General features: G+C 68.8%; 25 protein-coding genes. 16 read left to right on the forward strand and 9 right to left on the reverse strand.

The window, feature by feature from the left end:
• The first annotated feature begins 4 nt into the window (after positions 1–4).
• Genes AC1DJH_RS21865 through AC1DJH_RS21880 form a run of 4 tightly spaced genes read left to right on the forward strand, consistent with a single transcriptional unit; the run spans position 5 to position 2,797 of the window.
• Positions 5–847 (forward strand): ABC transporter ATP-binding protein, encoded by an 843-nt coding sequence (locus tag AC1DJH_RS21865; protein ID WP_435487213.1) that lies wholly within the window; start codon positions 5–7, stop codon positions 845–847.
• A gap of 16 nt (positions 848–863) precedes the next feature.
• The gene (locus AC1DJH_RS21870) at positions 864–1,823 is read left to right on the forward strand and encodes an MlaD family protein (protein WP_472113891.1); all 960 of its coding nucleotides are present in this window, start codon (positions 864–866) and stop codon (positions 1,821–1,823) included.
• Between the two features lie 53 nt (positions 1,824–1,876).
• On the forward strand, positions 1,877–2,539 hold the full coding sequence (locus tag AC1DJH_RS21875) for an ABC-type transport auxiliary lipoprotein family protein (protein WP_472113893.1): 663 nt from the start codon (positions 1,877–1,879) through the stop codon (positions 2,537–2,539).
• Between the two features lie 36 nt (positions 2,540–2,575).
• Positions 2,576–2,797, forward strand: coding sequence for a hypothetical protein (locus AC1DJH_RS21880; protein WP_435487216.1), 222 nt, complete (start codon positions 2,576–2,578; stop codon positions 2,795–2,797).
• 4 nt (positions 2,798–2,801) lie between these two features.
• Here the strand turns inward: AC1DJH_RS21880 and AC1DJH_RS21885 are convergent, their stop codons facing one another.
• Both AC1DJH_RS21885 and AC1DJH_RS21890 read right to left on the reverse strand, forming a co-directional pair.
• Entirely contained in the window at positions 2,802–3,542 is a 741-nt protein-coding gene (locus AC1DJH_RS21885; RefSeq protein ID WP_478187145.1) for an SIR2 family NAD-dependent protein deacylase, read from the reverse strand.
• Positions 3,539–4,402, reverse strand: a complete 864-nt coding sequence (locus AC1DJH_RS21890; RefSeq protein ID WP_478187146.1) for an IclR family transcriptional regulator — start codon at positions 4,400–4,402, stop codon at positions 3,539–3,541. Before AC1DJH_RS21890 ends, AC1DJH_RS21885 begins: the two co-directional genes overlap by 4 nt.
• A gap of 137 nt (positions 4,403–4,539) precedes the next feature.
• On the opposite strand from AC1DJH_RS21890, the gene AC1DJH_RS21895 reads away from it, so the two are divergent.
• The 6 genes from AC1DJH_RS21895 to fahA all read left to right on the forward strand — a co-directional run bounded on the left by AC1DJH_RS21895 (position 4,540) and on the right by fahA (position 11,118).
• Entirely contained in the window at positions 4,540–5,508 is a 969-nt protein-coding gene (locus AC1DJH_RS21895) for an MBL fold metallo-hydrolase (protein WP_435438827.1), read from the forward strand.
• 144 nt (positions 5,509–5,652) lie between these two features.
• On the forward strand, positions 5,653–7,290 hold the full coding sequence (locus AC1DJH_RS21900; protein WP_478187147.1) for an FAD-dependent oxidoreductase: 1,638 nt from the start codon (positions 5,653–5,655) through the stop codon (positions 7,288–7,290).
• A 5-nt stretch (positions 7,291–7,295) separates the two neighbouring features.
• Positions 7,296–7,484 carry a DUF2783 domain-containing protein gene (locus AC1DJH_RS21905; RefSeq protein WP_435438825.1) on the forward strand — a complete coding sequence of 63 codons (189 nt, stop codon included), beginning with the start codon at positions 7,296–7,298 and terminating at the stop codon, positions 7,482–7,484.
• Between the two features lie 58 nt (positions 7,485–7,542).
• On the forward strand, positions 7,543–8,853 hold the full coding sequence (hmgA, locus tag AC1DJH_RS21910) for a homogentisate 1,2-dioxygenase (protein WP_478187148.1): 1,311 nt from the start codon (positions 7,543–7,545) through the stop codon (positions 8,851–8,853).
• Positions 8,850–9,830, forward strand: coding sequence for a Bug family tripartite tricarboxylate transporter substrate binding protein (locus tag AC1DJH_RS21915; RefSeq protein WP_478187149.1), 981 nt, complete (start codon positions 8,850–8,852; stop codon positions 9,828–9,830). The genes hmgA and AC1DJH_RS21915 overlap by 4 nt, the downstream gene beginning before the upstream one ends.
• A 22-nt stretch (positions 9,831–9,852) precedes the next feature.
• Positions 9,853–11,118, forward strand: coding sequence for a fumarylacetoacetase (gene fahA / locus AC1DJH_RS21920; RefSeq protein WP_478187150.1), 1,266 nt, complete (start codon positions 9,853–9,855; stop codon positions 11,116–11,118).
• Positions 11,119–11,340: 222 nt separating this feature from the next.
• Here the strand turns inward: fahA and mrdA are convergent, their stop codons facing one another.
• From mrdA to AC1DJH_RS21940, 4 genes are all read right to left on the reverse strand, one after another.
• Complete coding sequence (gene mrdA, locus AC1DJH_RS21925; RefSeq protein WP_472113912.1) at positions 11,341–13,311, reverse strand: penicillin-binding protein 2; 1,971 nt, start codon at positions 13,309–13,311, stop codon at positions 11,341–11,343.
• A gap of 134 nt (positions 13,312–13,445) precedes the next feature.
• The gene (gene mreD, locus AC1DJH_RS21930) at positions 13,446–13,967 is read right to left on the reverse strand and encodes a rod shape-determining protein MreD (RefSeq protein ID WP_478187151.1); all 522 of its coding nucleotides are present in this window, start codon (positions 13,965–13,967) and stop codon (positions 13,446–13,448) included.
• The gene (mreC, locus tag AC1DJH_RS21935; protein WP_478187152.1) at positions 13,964–14,923 is read right to left on the reverse strand and encodes a rod shape-determining protein MreC; all 960 of its coding nucleotides are present in this window, start codon (positions 14,921–14,923) and stop codon (positions 13,964–13,966) included. The genes mreD and mreC overlap by 4 nt, the downstream gene beginning before the upstream one ends.
• Before the next feature lie 90 nt (positions 14,924–15,013).
• On the reverse strand, positions 15,014–16,057 hold the full coding sequence (locus tag AC1DJH_RS21940; protein WP_013538761.1) for a rod shape-determining protein: 1,044 nt from the start codon (positions 16,055–16,057) through the stop codon (positions 15,014–15,016).
• Between the two features lie 213 nt (positions 16,058–16,270).
• On the opposite strand from AC1DJH_RS21940, the gene gatC reads away from it, so the two are divergent.
• From gatC to gatB, 3 genes are read left to right on the forward strand one after another with little or no spacing between them, the layout of a single operon-like run.
• A complete protein-coding gene (gatC, locus tag AC1DJH_RS21945) occupies positions 16,271–16,570 on the forward strand; it encodes an Asp-tRNA(Asn)/Glu-tRNA(Gln) amidotransferase subunit GatC (RefSeq protein WP_337296593.1) in 300 nt (99 codons plus the stop codon).
• Positions 16,570–18,060, forward strand: coding sequence for an Asp-tRNA(Asn)/Glu-tRNA(Gln) amidotransferase subunit GatA (gatA, locus tag AC1DJH_RS21950; protein WP_478187153.1), 1,491 nt, complete (start codon positions 16,570–16,572; stop codon positions 18,058–18,060). The genes gatC and gatA overlap by 1 nt, the downstream gene beginning before the upstream one ends.
• Position 18,061: 1 nt before the next feature.
• A complete protein-coding gene (gene gatB, locus AC1DJH_RS21955; RefSeq protein ID WP_478187154.1) occupies positions 18,062–19,552 on the forward strand; it encodes an Asp-tRNA(Asn)/Glu-tRNA(Gln) amidotransferase subunit GatB in 1,491 nt (496 codons plus the stop codon).
• A 108-nt stretch (positions 19,553–19,660) separates the two neighbouring features.
• On the opposite strand, the gene AC1DJH_RS21960 is transcribed toward gatB, so the two are convergent.
• Complete coding sequence (locus tag AC1DJH_RS21960) at positions 19,661–20,350, reverse strand: DUF4124 domain-containing protein (protein ID WP_472113924.1); 690 nt, start codon at positions 20,348–20,350, stop codon at positions 19,661–19,663.
• Between the two features lie 12 nt (positions 20,351–20,362).
• Entirely contained in the window at positions 20,363–21,046 is a 684-nt protein-coding gene (gene pyrE, locus AC1DJH_RS21965; RefSeq protein WP_472113926.1) for an orotate phosphoribosyltransferase, read from the reverse strand.
• 12 nt (positions 21,047–21,058) lie between these two features.
• Between pyrE and AC1DJH_RS21970 the strand changes: the two genes are divergently transcribed.
• Positions 21,059–21,862 carry an exodeoxyribonuclease III gene (locus tag AC1DJH_RS21970; RefSeq protein ID WP_478187155.1) on the forward strand — a complete coding sequence of 268 codons (804 nt, stop codon included), beginning with the start codon at positions 21,059–21,061 and terminating at the stop codon, positions 21,860–21,862.
• Between the two features lie 12 nt (positions 21,863–21,874).
• Here AC1DJH_RS21970 and AC1DJH_RS21975 read toward each other — a convergent pair whose 3' ends face one another.
• Entirely contained in the window at positions 21,875–22,780 is a 906-nt protein-coding gene (locus AC1DJH_RS21975) for a LysR family transcriptional regulator (protein ID WP_478187156.1), read from the reverse strand.
• A gap of 111 nt (positions 22,781–22,891) precedes the next feature.
• Here AC1DJH_RS21975 and AC1DJH_RS21980 point away from each other — a divergent pair, with 111 nt between their 5' ends.
• Both AC1DJH_RS21980 and AC1DJH_RS21985 read left to right on the forward strand, forming a co-directional pair.
• Positions 22,892–24,130, forward strand: a complete 1,239-nt coding sequence (locus AC1DJH_RS21980; RefSeq protein ID WP_478187157.1) for a flavin-dependent oxidoreductase — start codon at positions 22,892–22,894, stop codon at positions 24,128–24,130.
• A gap of 51 nt (positions 24,131–24,181) precedes the next feature.
• Positions 24,182–25,147, forward strand: coding sequence for a Bug family tripartite tricarboxylate transporter substrate binding protein (locus tag AC1DJH_RS21985; RefSeq protein ID WP_472113938.1), 966 nt, complete (start codon positions 24,182–24,184; stop codon positions 25,145–25,147).
• Positions 25,148–25,155: the final 8 nt, after the last annotated feature.

Raw genomic sequence — 25,155 nt, forward strand, 5'->3', positions numbered from 1 at the left:
CGCGATGAGCATGCCCGTGCGCCCCGACACCGACACCACCGTGGTGGACATCCGCAACCTGTGGACGGTGTTCGAGAACACCGACGGCGACCAGGTGGTGCACCGCGACCTGCAGCTGCACATCGACCGCGGCGAGGTGCTCTCCCTGGTCGGCGGCTCGGGCACCGGCAAGACGGTGCTGCTGCGCCAGATCCTGGGGCTGGAGAAGCCCACGCGCGGCACGGTCGAGGTGCTGGGGCAGGAGCCCGGCGAGCTCAGCGCCTCGGGCGCGGCCAACGTGGGCATGCTGTTCCAGCACGGCGCGCTGTTCTCGGCCTTCAGCGTGCTGGAGAACATCGCCTTTCCGCTGCGCGAGCTGAAGCTGCTGCCCGACGAGCTGATCCGCCACGCGGCGCTGGTGAAGCTGCAGATGGTGGGGCTGGAGCCGCAGCACGCCAACAAGAGCCCGTCGGACCTGTCGGGCGGCATGATCAAGCGCGTGGCGCTGGCGCGCGCGCTCATCATGGACCCGCCGCTGCTGCTGCTGGACGAACCCACGGCCGGCCTGGACCCCGAGGCGTCGGACAGCTTCTGCAACCTGCTGCGCGGCCTGCACCGCGAGCTGGGCCTCACGGTGGTGATGGTCACGCACGACCTGGACACGCTGTTCGACCTGAGCACCCGCATCGCGGTGCTGGCCGACCAGAAGGTGATCGTCACCGGCGCGGCGCGCGACGTCATTGCGTACCCGCATCCCTTCATCCACGAATACTTTCTCGGCGGGCGCGGCCAGCGTGCCCTGGAAGCCCTGCATGACAAACCCGCCGAAGCATCCCCATCGCAGCCCGCCGCGCAGGCGGGCCGCTGAAAGGTAGGTAGCCCCCATGGAAAACAAGGCCCATGCCCTCGCCGCCGGCGCCTTCGTGCTCGGCCTCATTGCCGCGCTGGTCGCGCTGGTGATCTGGTTCACGCGCGACAACACCGTGCGCAACGTCTACGAACTGTCCACGCGCGAAGCCGTCAGCGGCCTGCAGCCGCAGGCCATGGTGCGCTACCGCGGCATCGCGGTGGGCAAGGTGACGTCGATCGACTTCGACCCCAAGGTGAAGGGCAACGTGCGCGTGCGCATCACGGTCGACGAGCGCGTGCCCCTCACCACCTCGAGCTATGCCACGCTGAGCTACCAAGGCGTGACCGGCCTGGCCTTCATTGCGCTGGACGACAAGGTCGGCTCCAACGTGATGCTCAAGCCCAACGACGACGACCCGCCGCGCATTCCGCTCAAGCCGTCGATGCTGGCGCAGCTGCAGGACCGCGGCGAAGCCATCATCAACCAGGTCGAAGAGGTGACCCAGCGCGCCAACAAGCTGCTGAGCGACCCCAACCAGAAACGCGCGGCCGATGCGCTGGAGAACATCGCCGCGGCCTCGGCGAGCGCCAACACGCTGCTCAAGACGTTGGACAACACGGTCAAGACCGGCCTGAACCCGGCCCTCACCAAGCTGCCCGACACCATGGCCTCGGTGAAGAAGGCGGCCGGCGACGTCTCGCGCGTGGCCAACAACTTCAACACCACCGTGAGCCGGCTGAACGCGCCCGACGGTCCGGTCGAACGCCTGAGCGACGGCACCAAGGCGCTGGCGCAGGCGGTCGATTCGTTCAACGCGGCCACGCTGCCGCGCGTGAACCGCGTGGCCGACGACACCTCGCACGCCGTGCGCCGGCTGGGCCGCGCGGCGGACAGCATCAACGATAACCCGCAATCGCTGCTGTTCGGCAACGGCGGCGCGGTCGCGGGCCCGGGCGAGCCGGGCTTCAGCGCGCCGGCCGCGGCGCGGCCTTGATGACACAGGCCGCAAGAACAGGTCGCGCGAACAGGCGCACAGGAGCACCGACCATGAACACCATCCGATCCCTGACCACCCCGCTGGCCCTCGGCCTCGTGCTGCTGGCCGCCGGCTGCGGTGCGCTGCCCGACAAGCCGGCGCGCGCCACGCTCTACGACTTCGGCCCGGGCATGACGGCCCCGGCCGCCGCGCCTGCAGTGGCCAGCCTGCCCACGCTGGCGCTGGCCGAGTTCGAGAGCAACTCGCGGCTCGACGGCACGCAGATCCTGTACCGCCTGGGCTATGCGGACGCCAACGAGCTGCGCCCCTACGGCCAGTCGCGCTGGAGCCAGCCGCCCGCGCAACTGCTGCGCCAGCGCCTGCGCGACGCGCTGGCCGCGCGCCGCATGGTGCTCGGCCCGGAAGAAAGCGCGACCATCGCGCGCGGCAAGGGCGAGGTGCCCGACACGCTGCGCATCTCGCTGGACGAGTTCAGCCACTACTTCGATTCGGCCAGCGCCAGCGTGGGCCTGGTGCGCCTGCGCGCCACGCTGATCCGCGGCACCGCCGGCGGCGACCGCGTGCTGGGCCAGCGCACCTTCACCGTGCGCAGCCCCGCGGCCAGCGCCGACGCGCCCGGCGGCGTGAAGGCGCTGGTCGCGGCCAGCGACAAGGCTTCGGCCGAGCTGGTGCAGTGGGTGGGCGAGCTGCAGCAACAGACGCCGCGGCAGTAAGCTGGCGCTCCCTGCCGCGCACGAAGGACCGCTCCCATGAACGCCACACGCATCGTCGGCATCCTGTTGATCGTGGCCGGCATCGCGGCCATCGGCCTGGGCAGCTTCAGCTTCACCAAGGAAACCCACCAGGCCAAGCTGGGCCCGCTGGAGTTCTCGGTGAAGGAGCAGCAGACCGTCAACATCCCCGCCTGGGCCGGCGTGGCCGCGATCGTGGTGGGCGGGGCGCTGCTGTTGCTGGGCGGCAGGAAGGGCTGAGCCTTCAGCCCAGGCCGGCCAGCAGCTGCGGCAACAACGCTTCGGCCGGGCCGCGCAGCACCACCGTGGCCGCCTCGTCCAGGTGCGGCAACGGCTCCAGGTTGAGCGTGACCAGCCGCGCACCGTGCGCCAGCGCGGTCTGCGGCAGCTCGGCGGCCGGGTAGACGATGGTGGTGCTGCCGACCACCATGAACAGATCGCACTCCTGCGCCGTCACCTGGGCGTCGAGCAGCACGCCCGCATTCAGCATCTCGCCGAACATCACCACGTCGGGCCGCGCGTGGGAGCCGCAGCGCAGGCAGCGGTGGAAGGGCCACGGCCCGCTGCGGTTGCCGCAGTGGTCGCAGCGCCAGCGGCGCAGCGAGCCGTGCAGTTCGAGCACGTCCTGCCCGCCCGCCAGCGTGAGCAGGCCGTCGACGTTCTGCGTGACCAGGCGCGTGGCCGGGCGCAGCCGCTGCAGTTGCGCCAGCGCGGCATGGCCCGGGTTGGGCTCCGCCGACTCGATCACCGACAGGCGCTGTGCCCAGAACCTGGTGAAGCCGGACGGGTCGCGCGCCAGGTCTTCGGCATGGGAAAACTGCAGCGCGCTCTGGCTCTTCCACAGGCCGTCGGCATCGCGGTAGGTCGGAATGCCCGAGGCGCGGGACAGGCCGGCGCCGGAGAAGACGACGATGCGCCGGGCGTTGGCCAGCAGTTCGGCGGCGGCGTGGACAGACGAAGGGATATCGGGTGCGGCAGGCGTCATCGCTCGGGTCTGGGGGAATTCGCTGCGGGCGGCGCGACGGTGGCGCCCAGGCGTTGCGACACGGTGTCCGCGCAGGCCTTGAGCGCGCGGGCAATCTCGCCGTCCCACGCGGTGTTGAAGATGCCGGCCGGGCCGATAGCGGTCACGGCCAGCACGATGGCGCCAGTGTGGTCGAACACGGGCGCGGCCATGGCGCTCACGCCCTCGATGACCTCGCCGTCGGAGCGGCTGATGCCGTGCTCGCGCACTTCTTGCAGCTGGCGCTCGAAGTCGCTCCACGAGGGCAAGGGCTGCACCGCGGGCATGCCGGCCGGCGGCGGCGGCTCGGCGCCCTTGCGCTGCTTCTGGCGCTGGCGCTCGTCGTCTAGCAGCTGGCGCACCACCCCAGCGTCGAGGTAGGTGGCGAAGACGCGGCCCGAGGCGGTGTGGGTCAGCGAGAACACGGTGCCGTGGCGCATGTTCACGTGCACCGGCGACGGCGACTCGGCCGTGCGCACGATGGTCGCGCCGCGCGCGCCCCACACGGCCAGCGCCACGGTGTGGCCGAGCTGCTGGGCCAGCTGGGCGATCAGCGGGGTGGCGATGTGCACCGGGTCGGCCTGCTGCAGGCTGATGAGCCCCAGTTGCAAGGCGAGCGGGCCGAGCAGATAGTGGCCGCTGGCGCGGTCCTGCTCGATCAGGCCCAGCCGCCCGAAGCTGACCATGTACGGATGCGCCTTGGCGGGCGTCATATCGGCCTCGCGCGCCAGGTCTTTCAGCGCCATCGGCCGGCCGTGGTGCACCAGCGCGCGCAGCAGCTGTCCGCCGACTTCGATGCTCTGGATGCCGCGCTGGGCGCGGTCGGTGTCATTGGCTGCCATCGCCCGCCGATCGTTCGTTCATGAAGAAGGGATTAGACATTAACTGATCCGACGCTTACACTGACAAAATTAGTTCACAGCAAATTCGTTCGCCTTAAACGAATTTCAAGATCCACCCCACCGACGGAGACAACCCGATGAGCCAAGCCAAGAAGTTCGCCAGCCAGGCCGACATGGAAGAGAAGAAGATCACCTTCAGCCAGATCTCGGAGCACGCCTGGGCCTACACCGCCGAGGGCGACCCCAACACCGGCATCGTCATCGGCGACGACTGCGTGCTGGTGGCCGACACCCAGGCCACGCCCGCCATGGCCGCCGACGTGGTGCGCCGCATCCGCGAAGTGACCGACAAGCCCATCAAGTACGTGGTGCTCACGCACTACCACGCGGTGCGCGTGCTGGGCGCGGCCGGCTACTTCGAGAAGGGCGCCGGCCACATCCTGGCCAGCCAGGACACGCGCGACCTGATCGTGGAGCGCGGCGAGGAAGACAAGGCCAGCGAAATCGGCCGCTTCCCGCGCCTCTTCCAGAACGTCGAAACGGTGCCCCCGGGCCTGACCTGGCCGACCATGACCTTCACCGGCAAGATGACGCTGTGGCTGGGCAAGCTCGAGGTGCAGCTCATCCAGCTGGGCCGCGGCCACACCAAGGGCGACACCGTGGTGTGGCTGCCGCAGGAGCGCACGCTGCTGTCGGGCGACCTGGTCGAGTTCGGCGCCACGCCGTACGCCGGCGACGCCTACTTCAAGGACTGGCCGCAGACGCTGGACAACATCGCCGCGCTGAAGCCCGCCGCGCTGGTGCCGGGCCGCGGCGCCGCGCTCACCACGCCCGAAGCCGTGGCCGAGGGCCTGACGGGCACGCGCAACTTCATCTCCGACGTGTATGCCAGTGTGCAAGAGGGCGTGAAGGCCGGGCGCGACCTGAACGCGGTCTACAAGGACACCTACGAGAAGCTCAAGCCCAAGTACAGCCAGTGGGTGATCTTCGACCACTGCATGCCCTTCGACGTGAGCCGCGCGTACGACGAGGCCTCGGGCCATGCGGACCCGCGCGTGTGGACGGCGCAGCGCGACATCGACATGTGGAAGGCCCTCGAGGGCTGATCCCGCATTGCTCCCTCCCCCGCTGGGGGAGGGCTGGGGTGGGGGCAGGCAGAGCGCCGGTTTCGAGCGCCGTCGAGCCCCCATCCCGACCTTCCCCAAAGGGGGAAGGAGCAAGACAAAGACATAAGACACGGAGACAAGTACGTGATCGACTATCAGAGCCTGCGCTTCGACTACAAACGCCACGCCGATCAGGACGCGGCGGCACCGGCGCACCACCCCGTCGTGATCGTCGGCGCCGGCCCCGTGGGCCTCACGCTGGCCATCGACCTCGCGCTGCGCCAGGTCCCAGTCGTGCTGCTGGACAACGACAACACGCTGTCCAGCGGCTCGCGCGCCATCTGCTTCGCCAAGCGCACGCTGGAGGTGTTCGACCGCCTCGGCTGCGGCGACCGCATGGTCGACAAGGGCGTGTCGTGGAACGTGGGCAAGGTGTTCTTCCACGACGAACAGGTCTATCGCTTCGACCTGCTGCCCGAGCCCGGCCACGAGCGCCCGGCCTTCATCAACCTGCAGCAGTACTACGTCGAGGGCTATCTCGTGGAACGCGCCGCGGCGCTGTCGCTGATCGACCTGCGCTGGAACCACAAGGTGACGGGCATCGAGCAGGACGACGACGGCGCGGTGCTGACCGTGGAGACGCCCGACGGCAGCCACCGGTTGCAGGCCGGCTACGTCGCCGCCTGCGACGGCTCGCGCTCCAACCTGCGCCAGCTGCTGGGCCAGGAAGCCAAGGGCCGCACCTTTCGCGACCGCTTCCTGATCGCCGACATCACCATGGACGCGCAGTTGCCGACCGAGCGCCGCTTCTGGTTCGACCCTTCGTTCCACCCCGGCCAGAGCGTGCTGCTGCACAAGCAGGCCGACGGCATGTGGCGCATCGACTTCCAGCTCGGCTGGGACGCCGACCCGGTGGAAGAGCGCAAGCCCGAGAACATCACGCCGCGCGTGCGTGCGCTGCTCGACAGCATCGGCTTTGCCGACGTGCAGTTCCAGATCGGCTGGGCCAGCGTCTACACCTTCGCCTGCCAGCGCATGGAGCGCTTTCGCCACGGCCGCGTGCTGTTCGCGGGCGACTCGGCGCACGGCGTGTCGCCCTTCGGCGCGCGCGGCGCCAATTCGGGCGTGCAGGACGCGGACAACCTCGCCTGGAAGCTCGCGGCGGTGGTGCAGGGCCAGGCGCCCGACGCCCTGCTCGACAGCTATGCCAGCGAGCGCGAATTCGCGGCCGACGAGAACATCCGCAACTCCACCCGCGCAACCGACTTCATCACGCCCAAGAGCGAGGTGAGCCGCCTGTTCCGCGACGCGGTGCTGGAGCTGACCAAGCGCCACGCCTTCGCACGCACGCTGGTCAACAGCGGGCGCCTGTCGGTGGCCACGGTGCTGCGCGACTCGCCGCTGAACACGGCCGATGCCGACAGCTTCGCGGGTGCGATGGTGCCGGGCGCCGCGGCGGCCGACGCGCCGGTGGTGCGTGCCGACGGCGGCAGCGGCTGGCTGCTGCGCGAGTGCCATGTCGAACGCTTCACCGCGCTCGTCTTCGGCCAGGGCGAAGCCGCCGAGCGAAGCCTGCAGGCACTGAAGGCCGCCGACTTGCCGCTGCACGTCGTGCGCGTGGAAGGCGACGGCACCGGCGCGGAACTCGCCACGCAGCGCTACGACGCGCAACCCGGTACCGTCTACCTGCTGCGGCCCGACCAGCACGTGTGTGCGCGCTGGCGTCAACCCGCGGCAGCGGACATCCGCGCGGCGCTGGCCCGCGCACTGGCCAAGGCATGAACACGATGCAACTGATCACCACGCCCCACCTCGACGCGCCCGACGATTTCTACGAGGCGCTCATCGAGGCCCACCAGGGCCTTTCCACCGACGAGAGCCACGCCTTCAACGCGCGCCTCGTGCTGGTGCTGGCGAACCATGTCGGCTCGCTGGCCGTGCTGCGCGAGGCCTTCGACGCGGCACGCGCCGGCTGAGCCCCTCCGAAGATTCTTCAGATCCCAACCTCATCGCGATTTTCGAAAGAGAAAGCACATGACCCAAGCACCCCCCGCCTCCGAGCGGCGCTACCAGAGCGGCTTCGGCAACGAGTACGCCTCCGAGGCCGTGCCCGGCGCCCTGCCCCAGGGCCGCAACAACCCGCAGCGCGGGCCGCTCGACCTGTACACCGAGCTGATCTCGGGCACCGCCTTCACCGCGCCGCGCCACGAGAACCGCCGCTCCTGGCTGTACCGCCGCCAGCCCTCGGTGGTGTCGGGCCGCTACCAGCCCTATGCGCAGGCGCACTGGACCACCGGCGCCGACCGCGAGATCGCGCTGCCACCCGAGCCCCTGCGCTGGCACCCGCAGCCGCTGGACGGCGCGGGCGAGGTCGACTTCATCGACGGCATGCACACCATCGCGGCCAACGGCGATGCCGAGTCGCAGGTCGGCATCGGCTCGCTGATGTACCTGGCCGGCCGCTCGATGGAACGCCGCGCCTTCGTGAACGCCGACGGCGAGATGCTGGTGGTGCCGCAGCAGGGCCGCCTGGTCATCACCACCGAGCTCGGCGTGCTCGACGTGAAGCCCGGCGAAATCGCGCTGCTGCCGCGCGGCATGGCCTTCAAGGTGGCATTGCCCGACGGTCTTTCGCGCGGCTACGTCTGCGAGAACTACGGCGCGCATTTCCGCCTGCCCGAGCTGGGCCCGATCGGCTCGAACGGCCTGGCCAATGCGCGCGACTTTCAGGCACCGGTGGCGGCCTTCGAATCGGAAGAAGGCGCCTACGAGATCGTCAAGAAATTCGGCGGCCGCTTCTGGAAGGCGCCTGCCAAGCAGTCGCCCTTCAACGTGGTCGCCTGGCACGGCAACCTGGCGCCAGTGAAGTACGACACGGCGCATTTCATGGTGATCGGCTCGATCAGCTTCGACCACCCCGACCCGTCGATCTTCACCGTGCTGACCGCGCCCAGCGACACGCCGGGCACCGCCAACTGCGACTTCGTGATCTTCCCGCCGCGCTGGATGGTGATGGAAAACACCTTCCGCCCGCCATGGTTCCACCGCAACCTGATGAGCGAGTTCATGGGCCTGGTGCTGGGCGAGTACGACGCCAAGCCGGGCGGCTTCAAGCCCGGTGGCGCGAGCCTGCACAACTGCATGGTGCCGCACGGGCCGGACGAGGAAGCCTTCGACAAGGCGACGAACGCCGACCTGAAGCCGCACAAGCTGGACAACACGCTGGCCTTCATGTTCGAGAGCCGCTACCGCTTCATTCCCACCAATTTCGCGCTGCAGAGCAGCGCACTCGACACCGACTACGCCGACTGCTGGGCCGGCCTGAAAGACCAATTCAAAGCATGAACAAGACAACCGCCTTCGTCATCACCCGCCGCGCCGCGGCCGTCGCCCTGCTGGCCGCGCCCTTCCTCACGCACGCGGCCGACTTTCCGACCAAGCCCATCCGCTTCGTCGTGCCCTACTCGCCCGGCGGCACCACCGACCTGGTGGCGCGCACGGTGGGCCAGAAGGTGTCGGAGAAGCTGGGCCAGCCGGTGCTGATCGACAACCGCGGCGGCGCGGGCGGCAACATCGGCATGGACGCCGTGGCCAAGGCCGCGCCCGACGGCTACACCATCGGCTTCGGCGCCATCTCGACCAATGCGCTGAACCCGCACATCTACAAGTCGATGGCCTTCGATCCGCGCAAGGACTTCACCGCCATCAGCCTGCTGGGCACCTCGACCATCGTGCTGGAAGTGCCTGCGGTCTCGCCGATCAAGTCGGTGCCCGAGCTGATCGCCGCGGCCAAAAAGAACCCCGGCATGCCCTACGCCACCGCGGGCGCCGGCACCTCGATGAACCTGGCCGGCGTGATGTTCGCGCAGATGACCGGCACCGAGCTCGTGCACGTGGCCTACAAGGGCAGCGGCCCGGCCATCACCGACATGCTGGGCAACAACATCGGCGTGATGTTCGACAACCTGCCGGCGTCGCTGCCGCACATCCAGGCCGGCAAGCTGCGCGCGCTGGCCGTGGCGGGCCCCACGCGCTCGCCCTCGCTGCCCGACGTGCCGACGATGGCCGAGGCCGGCCTGAAGGGCTATGCGCTGGACCCGTGGTTCGGTGTGTACGGCCCGGCGAAGCTGCCGGCGCCGATCGTGAAGGCGCTGAACGAAGCCTTCGTCGAAGCGCTGGCCATGCCGGACGTGAAGGCCAAGCTGCAGCAGGCCGGCTTCTCGCCGCGCGGCTCTACGGCGCAGGAGCTGACTACGCTCACCGAGACCGAATACAAGCGCCTGGGCGACGTGGCTCGCAAAGCCGGCATGACCGCAGACTGATCAGACACACAGAAAGACATCCATGACCGCACTCAACGCCACCCATGACCCGAAGCTGCGCAGCTGGGTCGCCTCGGCCAACGCAGCCGGCACCGACTTCCCGGTGCAGAACCTGCCTTTCGGCCGCTTTCGCACCGCGGGCAGCGCAGAGGCCTTTCGCATCGGCGTGGCCATCGGCGACCAGGTGCTCGACCTGAAGGCCGCCGGCCTGATCGACACCGACGACATGAACGTGCTGATGAACGCCCCCGTGAAGGACCGCCAGGCCCTGCGCGCCGCGATCTCCGCGGGCCTGGCCGAAGGCAGCGACAAGCAGTCCGCCTGGGCCAAGGCGCTGCTGCCGCAAGCCAAGGCCGAGATGACCGTGCCCTGCCGCATCGGCGACTACACCGACTTCTACACCGGCATCCATCACGCGACGACCATCGGCAAGCTGTTCCGCCCCGACCAGCCGCTGATGCCCAACTACAAGTGGGTGCCCATCGGCTACCACGGCCGTGCCTCGTCCATCGGCGTGAGCGGCCAGGTCTTCAAGCGCCCGCAGGGCCAGACCAAGGCGCCCGACGCGACCGCGCCGAGCTTCGGCCCGTCGAAGCGGCTCGACTACGAGCTGGAGCTGGGCTTTTTGGTGGGCCAGGGCAATGCGCTGGGCGAACCCATTGCCATCGGCGAGGCAGAAGACCATCTGTTCGGCGTGACGCTGCTCAACGACTGGTCGGCGCGCGACCTGCAGGCCTGGGAATACCAGCCGCTCGGCCCGTTCCTGGCGAAGAACTTCGCCAGCACGCTGTCGCCGTGGATCGTGACGATGGAAGCGCTGGCGCCGTTCCGCGCGAAGTTCGAGCGGCCCGCCGAAGATCCGCAGCCGCTGCCCTACCTCGACTCGGCCGCGAACCGCGAGAGCGGCGCGCTCGACATCACGCTCGAAGTGCTGCTGCAGACCGCGAAGATGCGCGCCGAAGGCGTTGCGCCCGTGCGCCTCACGCGCGGCAACACGACCGAAGCCGCGTACTGGACGGCCGCGCAGCTCGTCACGCACCACACGGTGAACGGCTGCAACCTGCAGCCGGGCGACCTGCTGGGCTCGGGCACGCTGTCGGGGCCCAAGCCCGACGAGGCGGGTTCGCTGATGGAACTGACGCTGGGCGGCAAGCAGCCGATCACGCTGCCGAACGGCGAGAAGCGCACCTTCCTGGAAGACGGCGACACGCTGGTGATGCGCGGTTACTGCGAGCGTGCCGGCGCGGTGCGTATCGGGTTGGGCGAGGTCAGCGGCACGGTGGTCTGAGGCATCGCGCGGACTTGATTGCCGCGAGCCCCCACCCCAACCCTCCCCCGGAAGGGGAGGGAGAAAGACCTCGGAGCATTCGCAGTCGGTGCGTTGTCTTGCTCCTTCCCCTCCCGGGGGAAGGCTGGGATGGGGGCACACGGCCTTCGAAAAGCCGCCGGTCTGCGATACGCCGCTTGCCCTCACCCCAACCCTCTCCCCAAGGGGAGAGGGAGCAAGGCATCAGGGCGCCGTTGCAGGCGTTGCCACGGGCGCCGGCCACGCCACTTCGCTCGCCACGCGCGGCTTGCCCACCGGCGCGGTCGCCTTGCCGATCTTCACGGCGGCCAGGTCGGCCTCGCTCGGGTACTGGTTCGCAAGCCAGTAGTCGAACACGCGGCGCGCAATGGGCGCCGCGGCACCCGCGCCCCAGCCGGCGTTTTCCACGATCACCGCGATGGCGATCTTCGGGTCGCTCACCGGCGCAAAGCCCATGAACAGGGCGTGGTCGCGCTGGTGCTCCTCGAGCGCGCGGGCGTTGTACTTGGTGTTCTGCGCCTGCGTCACGGCCTGCGCGGTGCCGGTCTTGCCGGCCGCCTGGTAGAGCGCGCCCGCGAACACACCGCGCGCCGTGCCGCTGGTGACCACGCTGGTCAGGCCTTCGCGGATCACCGAAATCGCCGCCGGCGTGTAGCCGAGGTTTTCCGCCGGCATCTGCGGCAGCGGCACCACCTGCCCGCTCACGGTGTTGCGCGTGGCCAGCACGAGGTGCGGCTTGTGCTTGATGCCGCCGTCGGCCACGATGGACGTGGCCTGCGCCAGCTGCAGCATGGTGAAGGCGTTGTAGCCCTGGCCGATGCCCAGCGAAATGGTCTCGCCCGCGTACCACTTCTTCTGCTCGGGACGCTTGTAGGTGTTGCGCTTCCACTCGGTGCTCGGCAGCACGCCGCGCACCTCGCCGCCCAGGTCGATGCCGGTGATCTGGCCGAAGCCCAGGGGCTTCATGGCGTCGTGGATCATGTCCACGCCCATCTCGTTGGCCAGCGAATAGAAGTAGATGTTGCTCGACAGCTGGATCGCGCGGCGCATGTCCACGCCGCCCAGGTTGCCTTCGGGGCTGCCGAAGCGATGGCCGCCGAAGTTGAAGTAGCCGGGGTCGTTCACCACCACGCTGGGGCCGCGCTTGCCGGTCTGCAGCGCGGCCAGCGCCATGAAGGGCTTGTAGGTGGAGCCGGGCGGGTAGGTGCCGCGCAGGGCCCGGTTGAGCAAGGGCTTGTCGAGCGACTCGGTCAGCGCCGCCCAGCTTTCGTTGTCGATGCCCTCGACGAACAGGTTGGGGTCGAAGGTGGGCTTGCTCACGAAGGCCAGCACCTCGCCGGTCTTGGGGTCGATGGCCACCACTGCGCCGCGGCGCTCGCCGAACATGTCTTCCACCAGCTTCTGCAGCTTGATGTCCAGCGACAGCATCACGGTGTTGCCGGGCGTGGCCGGGTGGCTGGCCAGGCGTCGCACGGCGCGCCCGCCGGCCGAGGTTTCCATCTGCTCGACGCCGGTCTGGCCGTGCAGCGTCTTCTCGTAGCTCTGCTCGATGCCCAGCTTGCCGATGTAATCGGTGCCCTTGTAGTTGGCCTGGTCTTCCTCGGCCCAGTCTTCCATCGCGACCTTCTCGCGCTGGTTGATGCGCCCGATGTAGCCGAGCACGTGCGCGGCCAGCTCGCCCTGCGGGTAGTTGCGGAACAGGCGCGCCTTGATCTCCACGCCCGGAAAGCGGTAGCGCTGCGCCGCGAAGCGCGCCACCTCTTCGTCGCTCAGGCGGGTGCGGATCGGAATGGAGTCGAAGCTGCGCGAGTCCTCGCGCAGGCGCTTGAAGCGGCGGCGGTCGCGCGGCGAGACCTCGAGCACCTGCGTGAGGCTGTCGATGGTTTCGTCGACGTCGCCCACCTTCGAGGGCGTGATCTCCAGCGTGTAGGCCGAGTAGTTCGAGGCCAGCACGATGCCGTTGCGGTCGAGGATGAGGCCCCGGTTGGGCACCACCGGCACCACCGCCGTGCGGTTGCTCTCGGCCTGCTCGGCCAGGTCTTCGTGCCGCGTGACCTGCAGGTAGATCAGCCGCGCGCACAGCAGGCCGAACGCGAACAGCACAGCCATGCCGATGACGATCACACGGCGCTTGAAGCGCGCGAGGTCGACGGCAACGTTGCGGATTTCGGTCATGGCGGTGCGAGCTTAGGCGCGTGCAGGTGCGATGGCAAATGCGGGGGCGTGCGGCCGCCGCCGGGCCGCGCCTCCCCCTCGGGGGGTGGAGCTGCACGCAGCGAAGCGAAGTGAAAAGCCGGGGGGCGCCATGACTAGAGCGGGCGGTTCTCGTCCCGGTCGGGGGTGCGGCGCTGGGGCGCGAGCAGCAGGGCCGAGGCCAGCGGCCACAGCGCGGCCTCGATGCCGGGCGAGACCAGCACCGTCCAGCCCGGGAACACGCCGCCGCCGATCAGGCGCGTGACCACCTCGATCAGCTGCGACAGCGCAAACAGCGGCAGCACCTGCAGCGCCTGCGACAGCACCGGGTACCACAGCAGGCGCCGGTGGATGGTGATCGCGAAGAAGCCCAGCGTGGTGTAGGACAGCGCATGCTGGCCCAGCATCGACGACTGGTGCACGTCCATGAACAGCCCGAACACGAAGGCCGCGCCGATGCCCACGCGCATGGGCTGGTGCACGCCCCAGAACACGATCACCAGCGCCAGCAGGTCGGGCATCCAGACGGCGCGACCGATCGGGATCATGTTGACCAGCGCCGCCACGATGAGGCTGGTCCACATGAACACCGGGCTGACGGGCAGCAGCAGCTGCTGTTGGCCGGGACGCTTGATCATCGGCGTTCCCCCTGCTTCTTCTCGTTCTTGCCCGCGCCGGGCTTGCCGTCGGGGCGCTTGCGCTGCGTGGCGGCGGGCGCGGCCGCGGGCGGCGCGGACGGCGTGCCGGTGGGCGCCAGCACCAGCACATAGCGCGCGGCTGTCACATGGGACAACGGCACGCAGTAGATGCGGGCGAAGGCCGAGTCGGCGCGCCGCTCGATGCGCTCGATCTTCGCCACCGGCAGGCCGGCGGGGTAGATGCCGTCGACACCGCTGGTGGACAGCAGGTCGCCTTCCTGCAGGTCGGCATTGGCGGCCATGAAGCGCAGCTCCAGCCCGCCGCCGTGCGCCGAGGCGTCGCCGAAGGCCACGCTGCGCACGCCGGTGCGGGTGTTCTGCACGGGAATGGAGAGGTCGCGGTCGATCACCAGCGTGACCTCGCTCGTGAAGGGCAGCACCTGCGTGACCTGGCCCAGCACGCCGCGCGAATCGATCACCGGCGAGCCGGGCGCCACGCCCTGGGCCATGCCCTGGTCGATGACGATCTTGCGGGTGTAGGGGTCGGCCGCGTCGTAGAGCACCTCGGCCGCGCGGCCCGGGGTCTGCGTGGTCTGGCGCAGTTCGAGCAGTTCGCGCAGGCGGACGTTGTCCTGCGCCAGCGTGTCGGCCTGGGCGGCGCGCTCGGCCTGCATCATGAGCGCCTTGCGCGCTTCGTCCTCGTTGCGCTGCGCGGTCTGCAGGTCTTCGAGGTAGCGCCCGCCGCCCATCACGGCCTGCACCGGCTTCAGCGCCACCCATTGCACCGGATAGAGCACCGCGCCGATGGCCGCGCGAACCGGCTGCACGATGTGAAAGCGTGCATCGGCCACCATGAGGAACAGGGAGAGTGCGCCGAAGAAGATCAGCTTGCTGAGCGCCGACTGCCCCTGGTTGAACAGGGGGGGCGCTGTGCGATCGAGCGTGCCCAGAGGCATGGGTTCAGACCTGGCGGTAGTGCTGCTGCATCAAATAACAAAAGGCCGGCCTGCGCAAGCAGAGGCCGGCCGATGAGGGCTGGTGCGCCTTCACTCGCTCGTGAAGATGCTTCCGAGCCGGTCCATGCGCTCCAGCGCAATGCCGCAACCGCGCACCACGCAGGTCAGCGGGTCTTCGGCCACCAGCACCGGCAAGCCGGTTTCCTCGGCCAGCAGGCGGTCGAGGTCGCGCAGCAGGGCACCGCCGCCGGTGAGCATCATGCCGCGGTCGGCAATGTCGGCGCCCAGCTCGGGCGGCGTCTGCTCCAGCGCGTTCTTCACGGCCGAGACGATGTTGTTGAGCGGATCGGTCAGGGCTTCCAGCACTTCGTTGCTGCTGATGGTGAAGCTGCGCGGCACGCCTTCGGAGAGGTTGCGGCCCTTGACTTCCATTTCCTTGACTTCGGAGCCCGGGAAGGCCGAGCCGATGGTCTTCTTGATGACTTCGGCCGTCGGCTCGCCGATCAGCATGCCGTAGTTGCGGCGGATGTAGTTGATGATGGCTTCGTCGAAGCGGTCGCCGCCCACGCGGACCGAGCCCTTGTAGACCATGCCGCCCAGGCTGATGACGCCCACTTCGGTGGTGCCGCCGCCGATGTCCACCACCATCGAGCCCGAGGCTTCGCTGACGGGCAGGCCGGCGCCGATGGCCGCGGCCATGGGTTCTTCGATGAGGTAGACCGACGTGGCGCCGGCGGCTTCGGCCGCGTCCTTGATGGCGCGGCGCTCGACCTGGGTCGAGCCGCAGGGCACGCAGATGATGATGCGCGGGCTCGGCGTGAGCAGCGTGCGCGGGTGCACCATCTTGATGAACTGCTTGATCATCTGCTCGGTGATCACGAAGTCGGCGATCACGCCGTCCTTCATCGGGCGGATCGCCTCGATGTTGCCGGGCACCTTGCCCAGCATGGCCTTGGCCTCGCGGCCGACGGCCTGGATCACCTTCTTGCCGTGGGGACCGCCTTCATGGCGGATGGCAACCACGGAAGGCTCGTCCAGCACGATGCCCTTGTTGCGGGCAAATATCAGGGTGTTGGCGGTGCCGAGGTCGATCGCAAGGTCGGTGGAAAAGTACCGACGGAAAGCTCCAAACATGTGCGGAATCCTCTGAGCACGGCCTGCGCATCGACAGGTCGTCGCTCTATTTTTTGGGTCGTTTGACGGGGTGAATTGATCGTTTTTGGCGCAAAAGCCGGCGCGTTCGCGGGGGTTGCGGCAAAGGCGGGATAATACCCGAATCCCCTCTGATTCCTGTATTAGCACCGGCCTCGCGGTGCGATTACCTTCGCTTTTTGGCGTCTAGCCCCTATGTCACTTTCCGCTTCCGATATCGCGCGCATTGCCTCACTGGCAAGGCTGCAGCTGGCCTCCGACGAAAGCGAGCGCATGCTCAGCCAGATCAATGGCTTTTTCGACCTCGTCGAGCGCATGCGTTCCGTGGACACCACCGGCGTCGAGCCGCTGGCCCATCCCGTGGCCGCCATTGAAGACATCACGCTGCGCCTGCGCGACGACGTGGTGAGCGAGCCGAACAACCGCGAAGCCAACCAGAAGAGCGCCCCGGCCGTCGAAGCCGGCCTGTTCCTCGTGCCCAAGGTGATCGAATGATGAGCAGCGGTGAATTGCACCAGATGAGCGTGGTCGCGCTGGCAAAAGCGCTGGCCGACCGCAAGGTTTCGGCCGTCGAGGCCTCGCAGGTTTTCCTGGGCCGCATGAAGGCCCACGAATCGCTCGGCACCTTCGTCGCCGTGAATGAGGAAGTCACGCTGGCCCAGGCCCGCGCGGCCGACGCCCTGATCGCCAAGGGCAACGCCCCGGCGCTGGCCGGCGTGCCGATCGCGCACAAGGACATCTTCGTCACCACCGATTTCGCCACCACCGCCGGCTCGAAGATGCTCGCGGGCTACCGCTCGCCCTTCGACGCCACCGTGGTGCGCCGCCTGGCCGAGGCCGGCGCGGTCACGCTGGGCAAGCTGAGCTGCGACGAGTTCGCGATGGGCTCGGCCAACGAGAACGTCGCCGTGCCCGCCGTGGGCCACGACCAGCCCGTGCCCGTGCGCAACCCCTGGAACCGCGCGCACATTCCGGGCGGCTCGTCCGGCGCCAGCGCGGCGGCCGTGGCGGCCCGCTTGGCCCCCGCAGCCACCGGCACCGACACCGGCGGCTCGATCCGCCAGCCCGCCTCGTTCTGCGGCGTGACCGGCATCAAGCCGACCTACGGCCGCGCCTCGCGCTACGGCATGGTGGCCTTCGCCTCCAGCCTCGACCAGGCCGGCCCGATGGCCCGCTCGGCCGAAGACTGCGCGCTGCTGCTGTCGGCCTTCTGCGGCCCCGACCTCGACCGCGACTCCACCTCGCTCGACAAGCCCGCCGAAGACTTCGGCCGCTCGCTGAACGATTCGCTCGAAGGCCTGCGCATCGGCGTGCCCAAGGAGTTCTTCGGCGAAGGCGTGGCGCCCGGCGTGCGCGCGGCCATCGACGCCGCACTGCGCGAATACGAGAAGCTGGGCGCCAGGCGCGTCGAGGTCTCGCTGCCGCGCACCGAGCTGTCGATTCCCGTGTACTACATCCTGGCCGCGGCCGAGGCCTCGAGCAACCTGAGCCGCTTCGACGGCGTGAAGTTCGGCCACCGCGCCAGGCAGTACAAGGACCTGGCCGAGATGTACGAGCGCACGCGCGCCGAAGGCTTCGGCGACGAGGTGAAGCGCCGCATCATGATCGGCACCTACGTGCTCTCCCATGGCTACTACGACGCGTACTACCTGCAGGCGCAGAAGGTGCGCCGCATGATCGCCGACGACTTCCAGCAGGCCTTCAAGCAGTGCGACGTGATCGCCGGCCCCGCCGCGCCGACCACCGCATGGAAGCTCGGCGAGCACGGCGACGACCCCGTGGCCGACTACCTCGCCGACATCTTCACCCTGCCCGCCTCGCTGGCCGGCCTCCCAGGCATGAGCGTGCCGGCGGGCTTCGACGCCGGCCTGCCCGTGGGCCTGCAGCTCGTCGGCAACTACTTCGGCGAAGCAAGGCTGCTCAACGCAGGCCATCGTTTCCAGCAAGCCACCGACTGGCACGCACGCACGCCGGAGGGCTTCTGAAATGAGCGAAACCGTGAACACATTCGAAGCACAACAACAAGGCCGCCCGACCGGCCCGCTGGTGCGCGGCTATGAAGTCATCATCGGCTTCGAGACGCACGCCCAGCTGTCGACCGCCAGCAAGATCTTCAGCCGCGCCTCCACCGCCTTCGGCGCCGAGCCCAACACGCAGGCCTGCGCGGTCGACCTGGCGCTGCCCGGCACGCTGCCCGTCATGAACAAGGGCGCGGTCGAACGCGCCATCAAGCTCGGCCTGGCGCTGGGCTCGCACATCGCGCCGCGCAGCGTGTTCGCGCGCAAGAACTACTTCTACCCCGACCTGCCCAAGGGCTACCAGATCAGCCAGTTCGAGATCCCGGTGGTGCAAGGCGGTTCGGTGTCGTTCTTTCTCGGCGAAGAAAAGAAGACCGTGCGCCTGGTGCGCGCCCACCTCGAGGAAGACGCGGGCAAGTCGCTGCACGAGGACTTCATCGGCCAGAGCGGCATCGACCTGAACCGCGCCGGCACGCCGCTGCTCGAGATCGTGACCGAGCCCGACATGCGCTCCACCGCCGAGGCCGTGGCCTATGCGCGCGAGCTGCACAAGATCGTCACCTGGATCGGCATCTGCGACGGCAACATGCAGGAAGGGAGCTTCCGCTGCGACGCCAACGTGTCGGTGCGCAAGCCCGGCGACAAGCTCGGCACGCGCCGCGAGATCAAGAACCTGAACAGCTTCAAGTTCATGCAGCAGGCGATCGACTACGAGATCAACTCGCAGATCGACGAGCTCGAAGACGGCCGCGCGATCGAGCAGGCCACCGTGCTGTTCGACCCCGCCACCGGCGAGACGCGCACCATGCGCACCAAGGAAGACGCGGCCGACTACCGCTACTTTCCAGATCCCGACCTGCCGCCGCTGAGCATCGCGCCCGAGTGGATCGAGCGCGTGAGGGCCACCATGCCCGAGCTGCCGCGCGCCACCGCCGAGCGCTACGTCCGCGACCACGGCCTGTCGGAATACGACGCCGCGCAGCTCACGCAGAGCGCGGCGCTGGCCGGCTACTTCGACGATGCCGTGAACGCAGGCGCCACGCCCAAGCTGGCGAGCAACTGGATCACCGGCGAGATGGCGCGCCGCCTGAACGCCGCGGAAATCGGCATCGAGGCCGCGCCCGTGAAGGCGCAACAACTGGCACAGCTGGTCAAGCGCATCGCCGAAGGCACGCTGCCCAACAACGCGGCGCGCCAGGTGTTCGATGCGCTGTGGACCGGCGAAGGCAGCGATGTGGACGCGATCATCGAGGCGAAAGACCTCAAGCCCATGGCCGACACCGGCGCGCTCGACAAGATCCTCGACGAGGTGATCGCGAAGAACGCGAAGAACGTCGAGGAGTACCGCGGCGGCAAGGAGAAGGCGCTCAACGCCCTCGTGGGTCAGGTCATGAAGGCCAGCGGGGGCAAGGCGAACCCCGCGCAGGTGACCGAGCTGCTTAAGGCCAAGCTGGGCTGACCGCCCCTGCCGCTTCCAGAAACACCGAGGAACCGGCTTTGCCGGGCCTCAGGTGTTGCCCCCGGCAGGGGGTGGGAGCAGCGACACGCAGTGCCGCAGCTTGGAAGGTTACTTGTTCGTTCCGCCGTTTTGAGGCGACCAGAGCGCCTTCAGGCGCACGCGCTCCTCGTCGAAGCGCGCATTCACCCGCTTCTTCTCGTCTTCCTGCTCCGCGATGAAGCGGTTCTGCACCGCCACGCTCTGCGTGTTGTCCTCGATCTTGCGGCGCACCGAGCCGGGCGCCTTGCTCGGGTCCAGCTTGTAGAACTCCATCTCCTCGTCGATCTTCTTGCGGTCTTCGGCCAGCTCGGCAATGCGCTTGCGCGCCGCCTGGGTCACCGCATCGACCTGCGCCAGCGCCTCGTTGCGCTCGCGGTCGTGCGTGGCGGCGTTCGGATAGCGCACCAGCAACGCACGCTCGCGGCGGCGCTCGTCGGTGATGCGCGCGGCCTGGATGGCGGCTTCGCGGGCGCGGTCTTCGCGCTCCTGCAGTTCGCGCGCCGTGTAGGTCGGCTCGACCTTGCGGCGCACCGAGCCGCTCGGGTTCAGCTCGCGCTGCTCGCGGTCGCTGCACTCGGCAATCGGCCGGTCGGCCGTGAGCGTGCGGCCGCGGGCGTCGGTGCAGGTGAAGATGCCGGGCCCAGCGCCTTCAAGCTTCTGCGGCTGCGCATGCAACGCGCCGCAGAACGATGAAGCCAGGACGAAGAAAAATGCCGCTGCCCGCAGGCGAGTCGGCTGGCCGTGATCGCGGGCGTGCATGCGGGCCTTGCCTCAGCTGGCGCCGTAGCGCGTGCGGTAGGCCAGCACGCGTTCGCGGTGCGCGCCCAGGTCGGCCGCGGCATTGCCGGAGAGGTAGCTCAACAGGTCGTCCAGCGTGGCGATGGCGATCACCGACAGGCCCAGCTGGTTGCGCACGTACTGCACGGCGCTGTGGTCCACATCGACGCCGTTCTCGGTGGCTTTTTCCTGCCGGTCGAGGGCGATGGCCACGGCATGCGGCGTGGCGCCCGCGGCCTGGATCGCGGCAATCGACTCGCGCACCGCCGTGCCGGCAGACATGACGTCGTCCACGATCAGCACGCGGCCCTGGAGCGGCGCGCCCACCAGGTTGCCGCCCTCGCCGTGCGCCTTGGCTTCCTTGCGGTTGTAGGCAAAGGGGTAGTTGCGACCGCGCCGCGCGAGCTCCGCGGCCACCGTGGCGCCCAGCGGAATGCCCTTGTACGCGGGGCCGAAGATCATGTCGAATTCGAGCCCGCTTTCGATCAGCCGGTCTGCATAGAATCCGGCGAGACGGGCGATCTTGCCGCCGTCGTCGAAGAGCCCCGAATTGAAGAAATAAGGACTCATTCGGCCGGCTTTGGTCTTGAATTCGCCGAAGCGCAGCACACCGGCATCCAACGCGAACTGGACGAAGTCCTGTGCGACCGCGCTGCTTTTCTCACCATCTACAGCCATCGGAAATTCCTTGTGTTCAAACTGACCAGTCTCAATCTCAATGGCCTGCGTTCGGCCGCTACCAAAGGCGTGGCCGACTGGGTGGCCGAACTTGCGCCGGATTGTATTTGCATGCAGGAGATCCGGGTCCAGGCCAGCGACATCGAAGGCCGCTTCGAGGAGATGGGCGGCCTGAAGGGCCACTTTCACTTTGCCGAGAAGAAAGGCTACGCCGGCACCGCCATCTACACCAAGCACGCACCGAGCCAGGTGGTGGTGGGCTGGGGCGACGCCGAGTTCGACGCCGAGGGCCGCTACCTCGAACTGCGCTTCGACACGCCCAGCCGCAAGTTCTCCGTCATCAGCTGCTACTTTCCGAGCGGCAGCTCGGGCGAGGAACGGCAGGAGGCCAAGTTCCGCTTTCTGAAGGGCTTCTTTCCGTACCTGATCGCGCTGAAGAAGGAGCGCGACTTCGTGCTGTGCGGCGACATCAACATCGCGCACAAGGAGATCGACCTGAAGAACTGGCGCGGCAACCGCAAGAACAGCGGCTTCCTGCCCGAGGAGCGCGCCTGGATGACGAAGCTGCTGGACGCCGGCGCCGACGGCGCGGGCCTGGTGGACGTGTACCGCATGCTCAAGCCCGACACCACCGACGAGGCCTACACCTGGTGGAGCAACCGCGGCCAGGCCTATGCCAACAACGTGGGGTGGCGGCTGGACTACCACCTGGCCACGCCGGCCATCGGCGCGCTGGCACGCACCGAGCAGATCTACAAGACCGTCAAGTTCAGCGACCACGCGCCGATCACGGTGGAGTACGACTTCACGCTCTGACCGGCAGGCTGCTCAGCGCGACAACGCCGGCAGCGCCTTCACCAGCGTCGCCACGAAGGCCTGCATCGCCTCGGTCTCGTGCGCGCCGCGCTTGGTGATGCGGTAGAAGTCCATGCCCACCTTGGGCTTGACCAGCACGTCGGTGCGCACGCGGTGGCGCCGGCAGGCCGCGAGCGCGAAGGTCGGCATCACGGCAGTGCCGAAGCCGGCCTCCACCATCGAGATCAACGTGCCGAAGAAATTGAACGCGGGCCGCTGCGCGTCGGCGCAGCCGATGGCGCTCAGTTGCTGGTCGATCACCTTCTGGATCGGGTTGCCCGGCGGCAGGCCGACCAGTTCGGCGCTGCGCAGGGCCGACCAGGGCGCGGTGCCGATGGGCGGTGCTTCTTCGTCATCGGCGCAGGGCGCCACCCGCATCAGGTGAAAACGCCCGACCGGCGTGCGCTCCAGCCCGGCCGCGGCCTTGAAGAAGAAGCCCAGGCCCATGTCGGCGTCGCCGGCCGCCACCATCGCCTCCACGTCGCGCAGGTCGGCGTCGAACAGGCGCAGGCTCACCTGCGGGTGCGCCGTGCGGAAGGTGGTGAACACCCGCGGCAGCAGGTGCGAGGACACCAGCGGCGTGGCCGCGATGCGCAGCGTGCGGCGCGCCGCGTCGCCCGCCGCGCCGAGCTCGGCCGCCACGTCGTCCAGGTCGGTCAGCAGCCGCTCGACCACCGGCAGCAGCCGCCGGCCTTCGGGCGTGAGGCTCACCACGCGCGTGGTGCGCTCGAACAGGCGGCAGCCCAGCTGCTTTTCCATCTCGCGCACAAGGATGCTCAGGCCCGCCTGCGTGATGTGCGCCTGCTCGGCCGCGCGCGTGAAGTTGCCGATGCGCGCCACCTGCAGGAAGGCACGCATCTGGCGGGTGGAGAGGTTCATAAGGATTCATGATAAATCCATAGCACATCTAAATTTCCCAAATGGTTGATGTGCGTTCCTAATGCGGCCGGAGACAACGAACCGGGCGCGCAAAGCGAAAAGCCATTCACCATGAGCAACGAAGTCATCATCCTGGGCGCCGGCATCGGCGGCCTGACCCTGGCGCTGAGCCTGCACCAGGCCGGCATCCCCTGCCGCGTGTACGAGGCCGTGCCCGAGTTGAAGCCGCTGGGCGTGGGCATCAACCTGCTGCCGCATGCGGTGCGCGAACTGACCGAACTGGGCCTGCTGCCGGCCCTCGACAAGGTGGGCGTGCGCACGCAGGAGGCCGTGTTCTTCACCGAGCACGGCCAGCTGATCTTCCGCGAAGCCGCCGGCCAGCATGCGGGCTACGACTGGCCGCAGTTCTCCATTCACCGCGGCGACCTGCAGACCTTGCTGTACGAGGAGACGCTGAAACGCCTGGGCCCCGACAGCGTGGTGTGCGGCCATCGCTGCATCGGCGCCACGCAGGACGTGCAGGGCGTGACCGTGCACTTCGCCGACGCGCCCTCGGTGCGCGGCGCGGTGGCGGTGGGCTGCGACGGCATCCACTCGGCGCTGCGCAAGCAGTTCTATCCCGACGAAGGCGCGCCGCGCTACTCGGGCGTCAACATGTGGCGCGGCACCACGCGCTGGAAACCGTTTCTCTCGGGCGGCAGCATGGTGCGCGCGGGCTGGCTCGCGGTCGGCAAGATGGTGATCTACCCGATCCGCAACGACATCGACGCCGAAGGCCACCAACTCGTCAACTGGGTCGCCGAGATCCACGCGCCGCAGCCCGCGCTGCGCGACTGGAGCCGCGCGGGCCGGCTCGAAGACTTCCTGCCGGCCTTTGCCGACTGGCACTTCGACTGGCTCGACGTGCCGGCGCTGATCCGCGCGTCGGACACCATCCTGGAGTACCCGATGGTCGACCAGGACCCGCTGCCGCGCTGGACGCATGGGCGCCTCACGCTGCTGGGCGACGCCGCGCACCCGATGGTGCCGCGCGGCTCCAACGGCGCGGGCCAGGCGATCATCGACGCGCGCTTCCTGGCCGGCGCATTGAAAGACCTGGGCGTGGGCACCGCCGCGCTGGAAGACTACGACCGCGTGCGCGTGAAGGCCACCACCGAGGTGGTGCTGACCAACCGCAGCAACCCGCCCGACGCCATCCTGCGCGAGGTGTTCCAGCGCTCGGGCGGCAAGCCCTTCGACAAGATCGACGACGTGGTGCCCACCGCCGAGCTGCAGGCCATCTCGGACAACTACAAGCGCGTGGCCGGCTACGACCCGGTCGCGTTGAAGGCCCGGCCTTCGTTCCTCTGAAACCGCTTTGAACCCGCGCATCCCACACAAGAACTACGGAGACACGACACCATGCGTTCACTGACAAAGACCTTCGCCGCCCTGTTCGCCGCGCTCGGCGTGGCCACCGCCGCCCATGCCTGGCCCGACCAGCCCATCACGCTGGTGGTGCCCTACACGCCCGGCACCGGCATTGACCTGGTGGCGCGCCAGCTCTCGGCCCGCCTGCCGGCCCTGCTGGGCCAGCCGGTGGTCGTGGAGAACATTGCCGGCGCCAGCGGCAACATCGGCAGCGAGCGGGTGGCGCGCGCCAAGCCCGACGGCTACACGCTGATGGTGCAGGTCAACACGCTGGTGATGAACCGCAGCCTGTACAAGTCGCTGAGCTACGACCCGGTGGCCGACTTCGCGCCCGTGTCGCTCACATCGTGGGGCACACTGCTGCTGGTGACCAACCCGAACGTGCAGAAGGCGGCCTCGGTGCAGCAGATGGTGAGCGCCGCCAAGGCCGCGCCGGGCAAGCTGACCTACGCCACGCCCGGCGTGGGCACGCCGCACCACCTGTCGATGGCCCTGCTGATGCAGGGCACCGGCACCGAGATGCTGCACGTGCCCTACAAGGGCACGGCCGGCGCGGTGACCGACCTGCTGGGCGGGCGCATCGACTACATGTTCCTGCCGGTGCACGTGGCGCTGCAGCACATCCAGGTCGGCAAGCTCAAGGCCATCGCCACCGGCAGCAGCAAGCGCCTGGCGCAACTGCCCGACGTGCCCACGCTGGCCGAGGCCGGCGTGACCGCCGACAACGTGGACATGTGGTACGGCGTGCTCGCGCCAAAGGGCACGCCGCCGGAGGTGGTGGCGCGGCTGAACACGGAGATCGCGAAGGTGCTGAAGCAGCCCGAGGTGGCGAAGTCGTTCGAGTCGCAGGGCATGGTGCCGGCGAGCTCGACGCCGGCGGAGTTCGGCGCGCTGATGAAGAAGGATGCGGACCGCTGGGCGTCCGTGGTCAAGCGCGGGAACATCACGGCGGACTGAGTTGTGTT

This window comes from Variovorax sp. 10N412 (assembly GCF_056394985.1).

Excerpts from the sequence above, each read along its gene's own strand:
- AC1DJH_RS21865 (WP_435487213.1), top strand. The coding sequence starts at position 5 with ATGAGCATGCCCGTGCGCCCCGACACCGACACCACCGTGGTGGACATC.
- AC1DJH_RS21870 (WP_472113891.1), top strand. The coding sequence starts at position 864 with ATGGAAAACAAGGCCCATGCCCTCGCCGCCGGCGCCTTCGTGCTCGGC.
- AC1DJH_RS21875 (WP_472113893.1), top strand. The coding sequence starts at position 1,877 with ATGAACACCATCCGATCCCTGACCACCCCGCTGGCCCTCGGCCTCGTG.
- AC1DJH_RS21880 (WP_435487216.1), top strand. The coding sequence starts at position 2,576 with ATGAACGCCACACGCATCGTCGGCATCCTGTTGATCGTGGCCGGCATC.
- AC1DJH_RS21885 (WP_478187145.1), bottom strand. The coding sequence starts at position 3,542 with ATGACGCCTGCCGCACCCGATATCCCTTCGTCTGTCCACGCCGCCGCC.
- AC1DJH_RS21890 (WP_478187146.1), bottom strand. The coding sequence starts at position 4,402 with ATGGCAGCCAATGACACCGACCGCGCCCAGCGCGGCATCCAGAGCATC.
- AC1DJH_RS21895 (WP_435438827.1), top strand. The coding sequence starts at position 4,540 with ATGAGCCAAGCCAAGAAGTTCGCCAGCCAGGCCGACATGGAAGAGAAG.
- AC1DJH_RS21905 (WP_435438825.1), top strand. The coding sequence starts at position 7,296 with ATGCAACTGATCACCACGCCCCACCTCGACGCGCCCGACGATTTCTAC.
- hmgA (WP_478187148.1), top strand. The coding sequence starts at position 7,543 with ATGACCCAAGCACCCCCCGCCTCCGAGCGGCGCTACCAGAGCGGCTTC.
- AC1DJH_RS21915 (WP_478187149.1), top strand. The coding sequence starts at position 8,850 with ATGAACAAGACAACCGCCTTCGTCATCACCCGCCGCGCCGCGGCCGTC.
- fahA (WP_478187150.1), top strand. The coding sequence starts at position 9,853 with ATGACCGCACTCAACGCCACCCATGACCCGAAGCTGCGCAGCTGGGTC.
- mrdA (WP_472113912.1), bottom strand. The coding sequence starts at position 13,311 with ATGACCGAAATCCGCAACGTTGCCGTCGACCTCGCGCGCTTCAAGCGC.
- mreD (WP_478187151.1), bottom strand. The coding sequence starts at position 13,967 with ATGATCAAGCGTCCCGGCCAACAGCAGCTGCTGCTGCCCGTCAGCCCG.
- mreC (WP_478187152.1), bottom strand. The coding sequence starts at position 14,923 with ATGCCTCTGGGCACGCTCGATCGCACAGCGCCCCCCCTGTTCAACCAG.
- AC1DJH_RS21940 (WP_013538761.1), bottom strand. The coding sequence starts at position 16,057 with ATGTTTGGAGCTTTCCGTCGGTACTTTTCCACCGACCTTGCGATCGAC.
- gatC (WP_337296593.1), top strand. The coding sequence starts at position 16,271 with ATGTCACTTTCCGCTTCCGATATCGCGCGCATTGCCTCACTGGCAAGG.
- gatA (WP_478187153.1), top strand. The coding sequence starts at position 16,570 with ATGAGCAGCGGTGAATTGCACCAGATGAGCGTGGTCGCGCTGGCAAAA.
- gatB (WP_478187154.1), top strand. The coding sequence starts at position 18,062 with ATGAGCGAAACCGTGAACACATTCGAAGCACAACAACAAGGCCGCCCG.
- AC1DJH_RS21960 (WP_472113924.1), bottom strand. The coding sequence starts at position 20,350 with ATGCACGCCCGCGATCACGGCCAGCCGACTCGCCTGCGGGCAGCGGCA.
- pyrE (WP_472113926.1), bottom strand. The coding sequence starts at position 21,046 with ATGGCTGTAGATGGTGAGAAAAGCAGCGCGGTCGCACAGGACTTCGTC.
- AC1DJH_RS21975 (WP_478187156.1), bottom strand. The coding sequence starts at position 22,780 with ATGAACCTCTCCACCCGCCAGATGCGTGCCTTCCTGCAGGTGGCGCGC.
- AC1DJH_RS21980 (WP_478187157.1), top strand. The coding sequence starts at position 22,892 with ATGAGCAACGAAGTCATCATCCTGGGCGCCGGCATCGGCGGCCTGACC.
- AC1DJH_RS21985 (WP_472113938.1), top strand. The coding sequence starts at position 24,182 with ATGCGTTCACTGACAAAGACCTTCGCCGCCCTGTTCGCCGCGCTCGGC.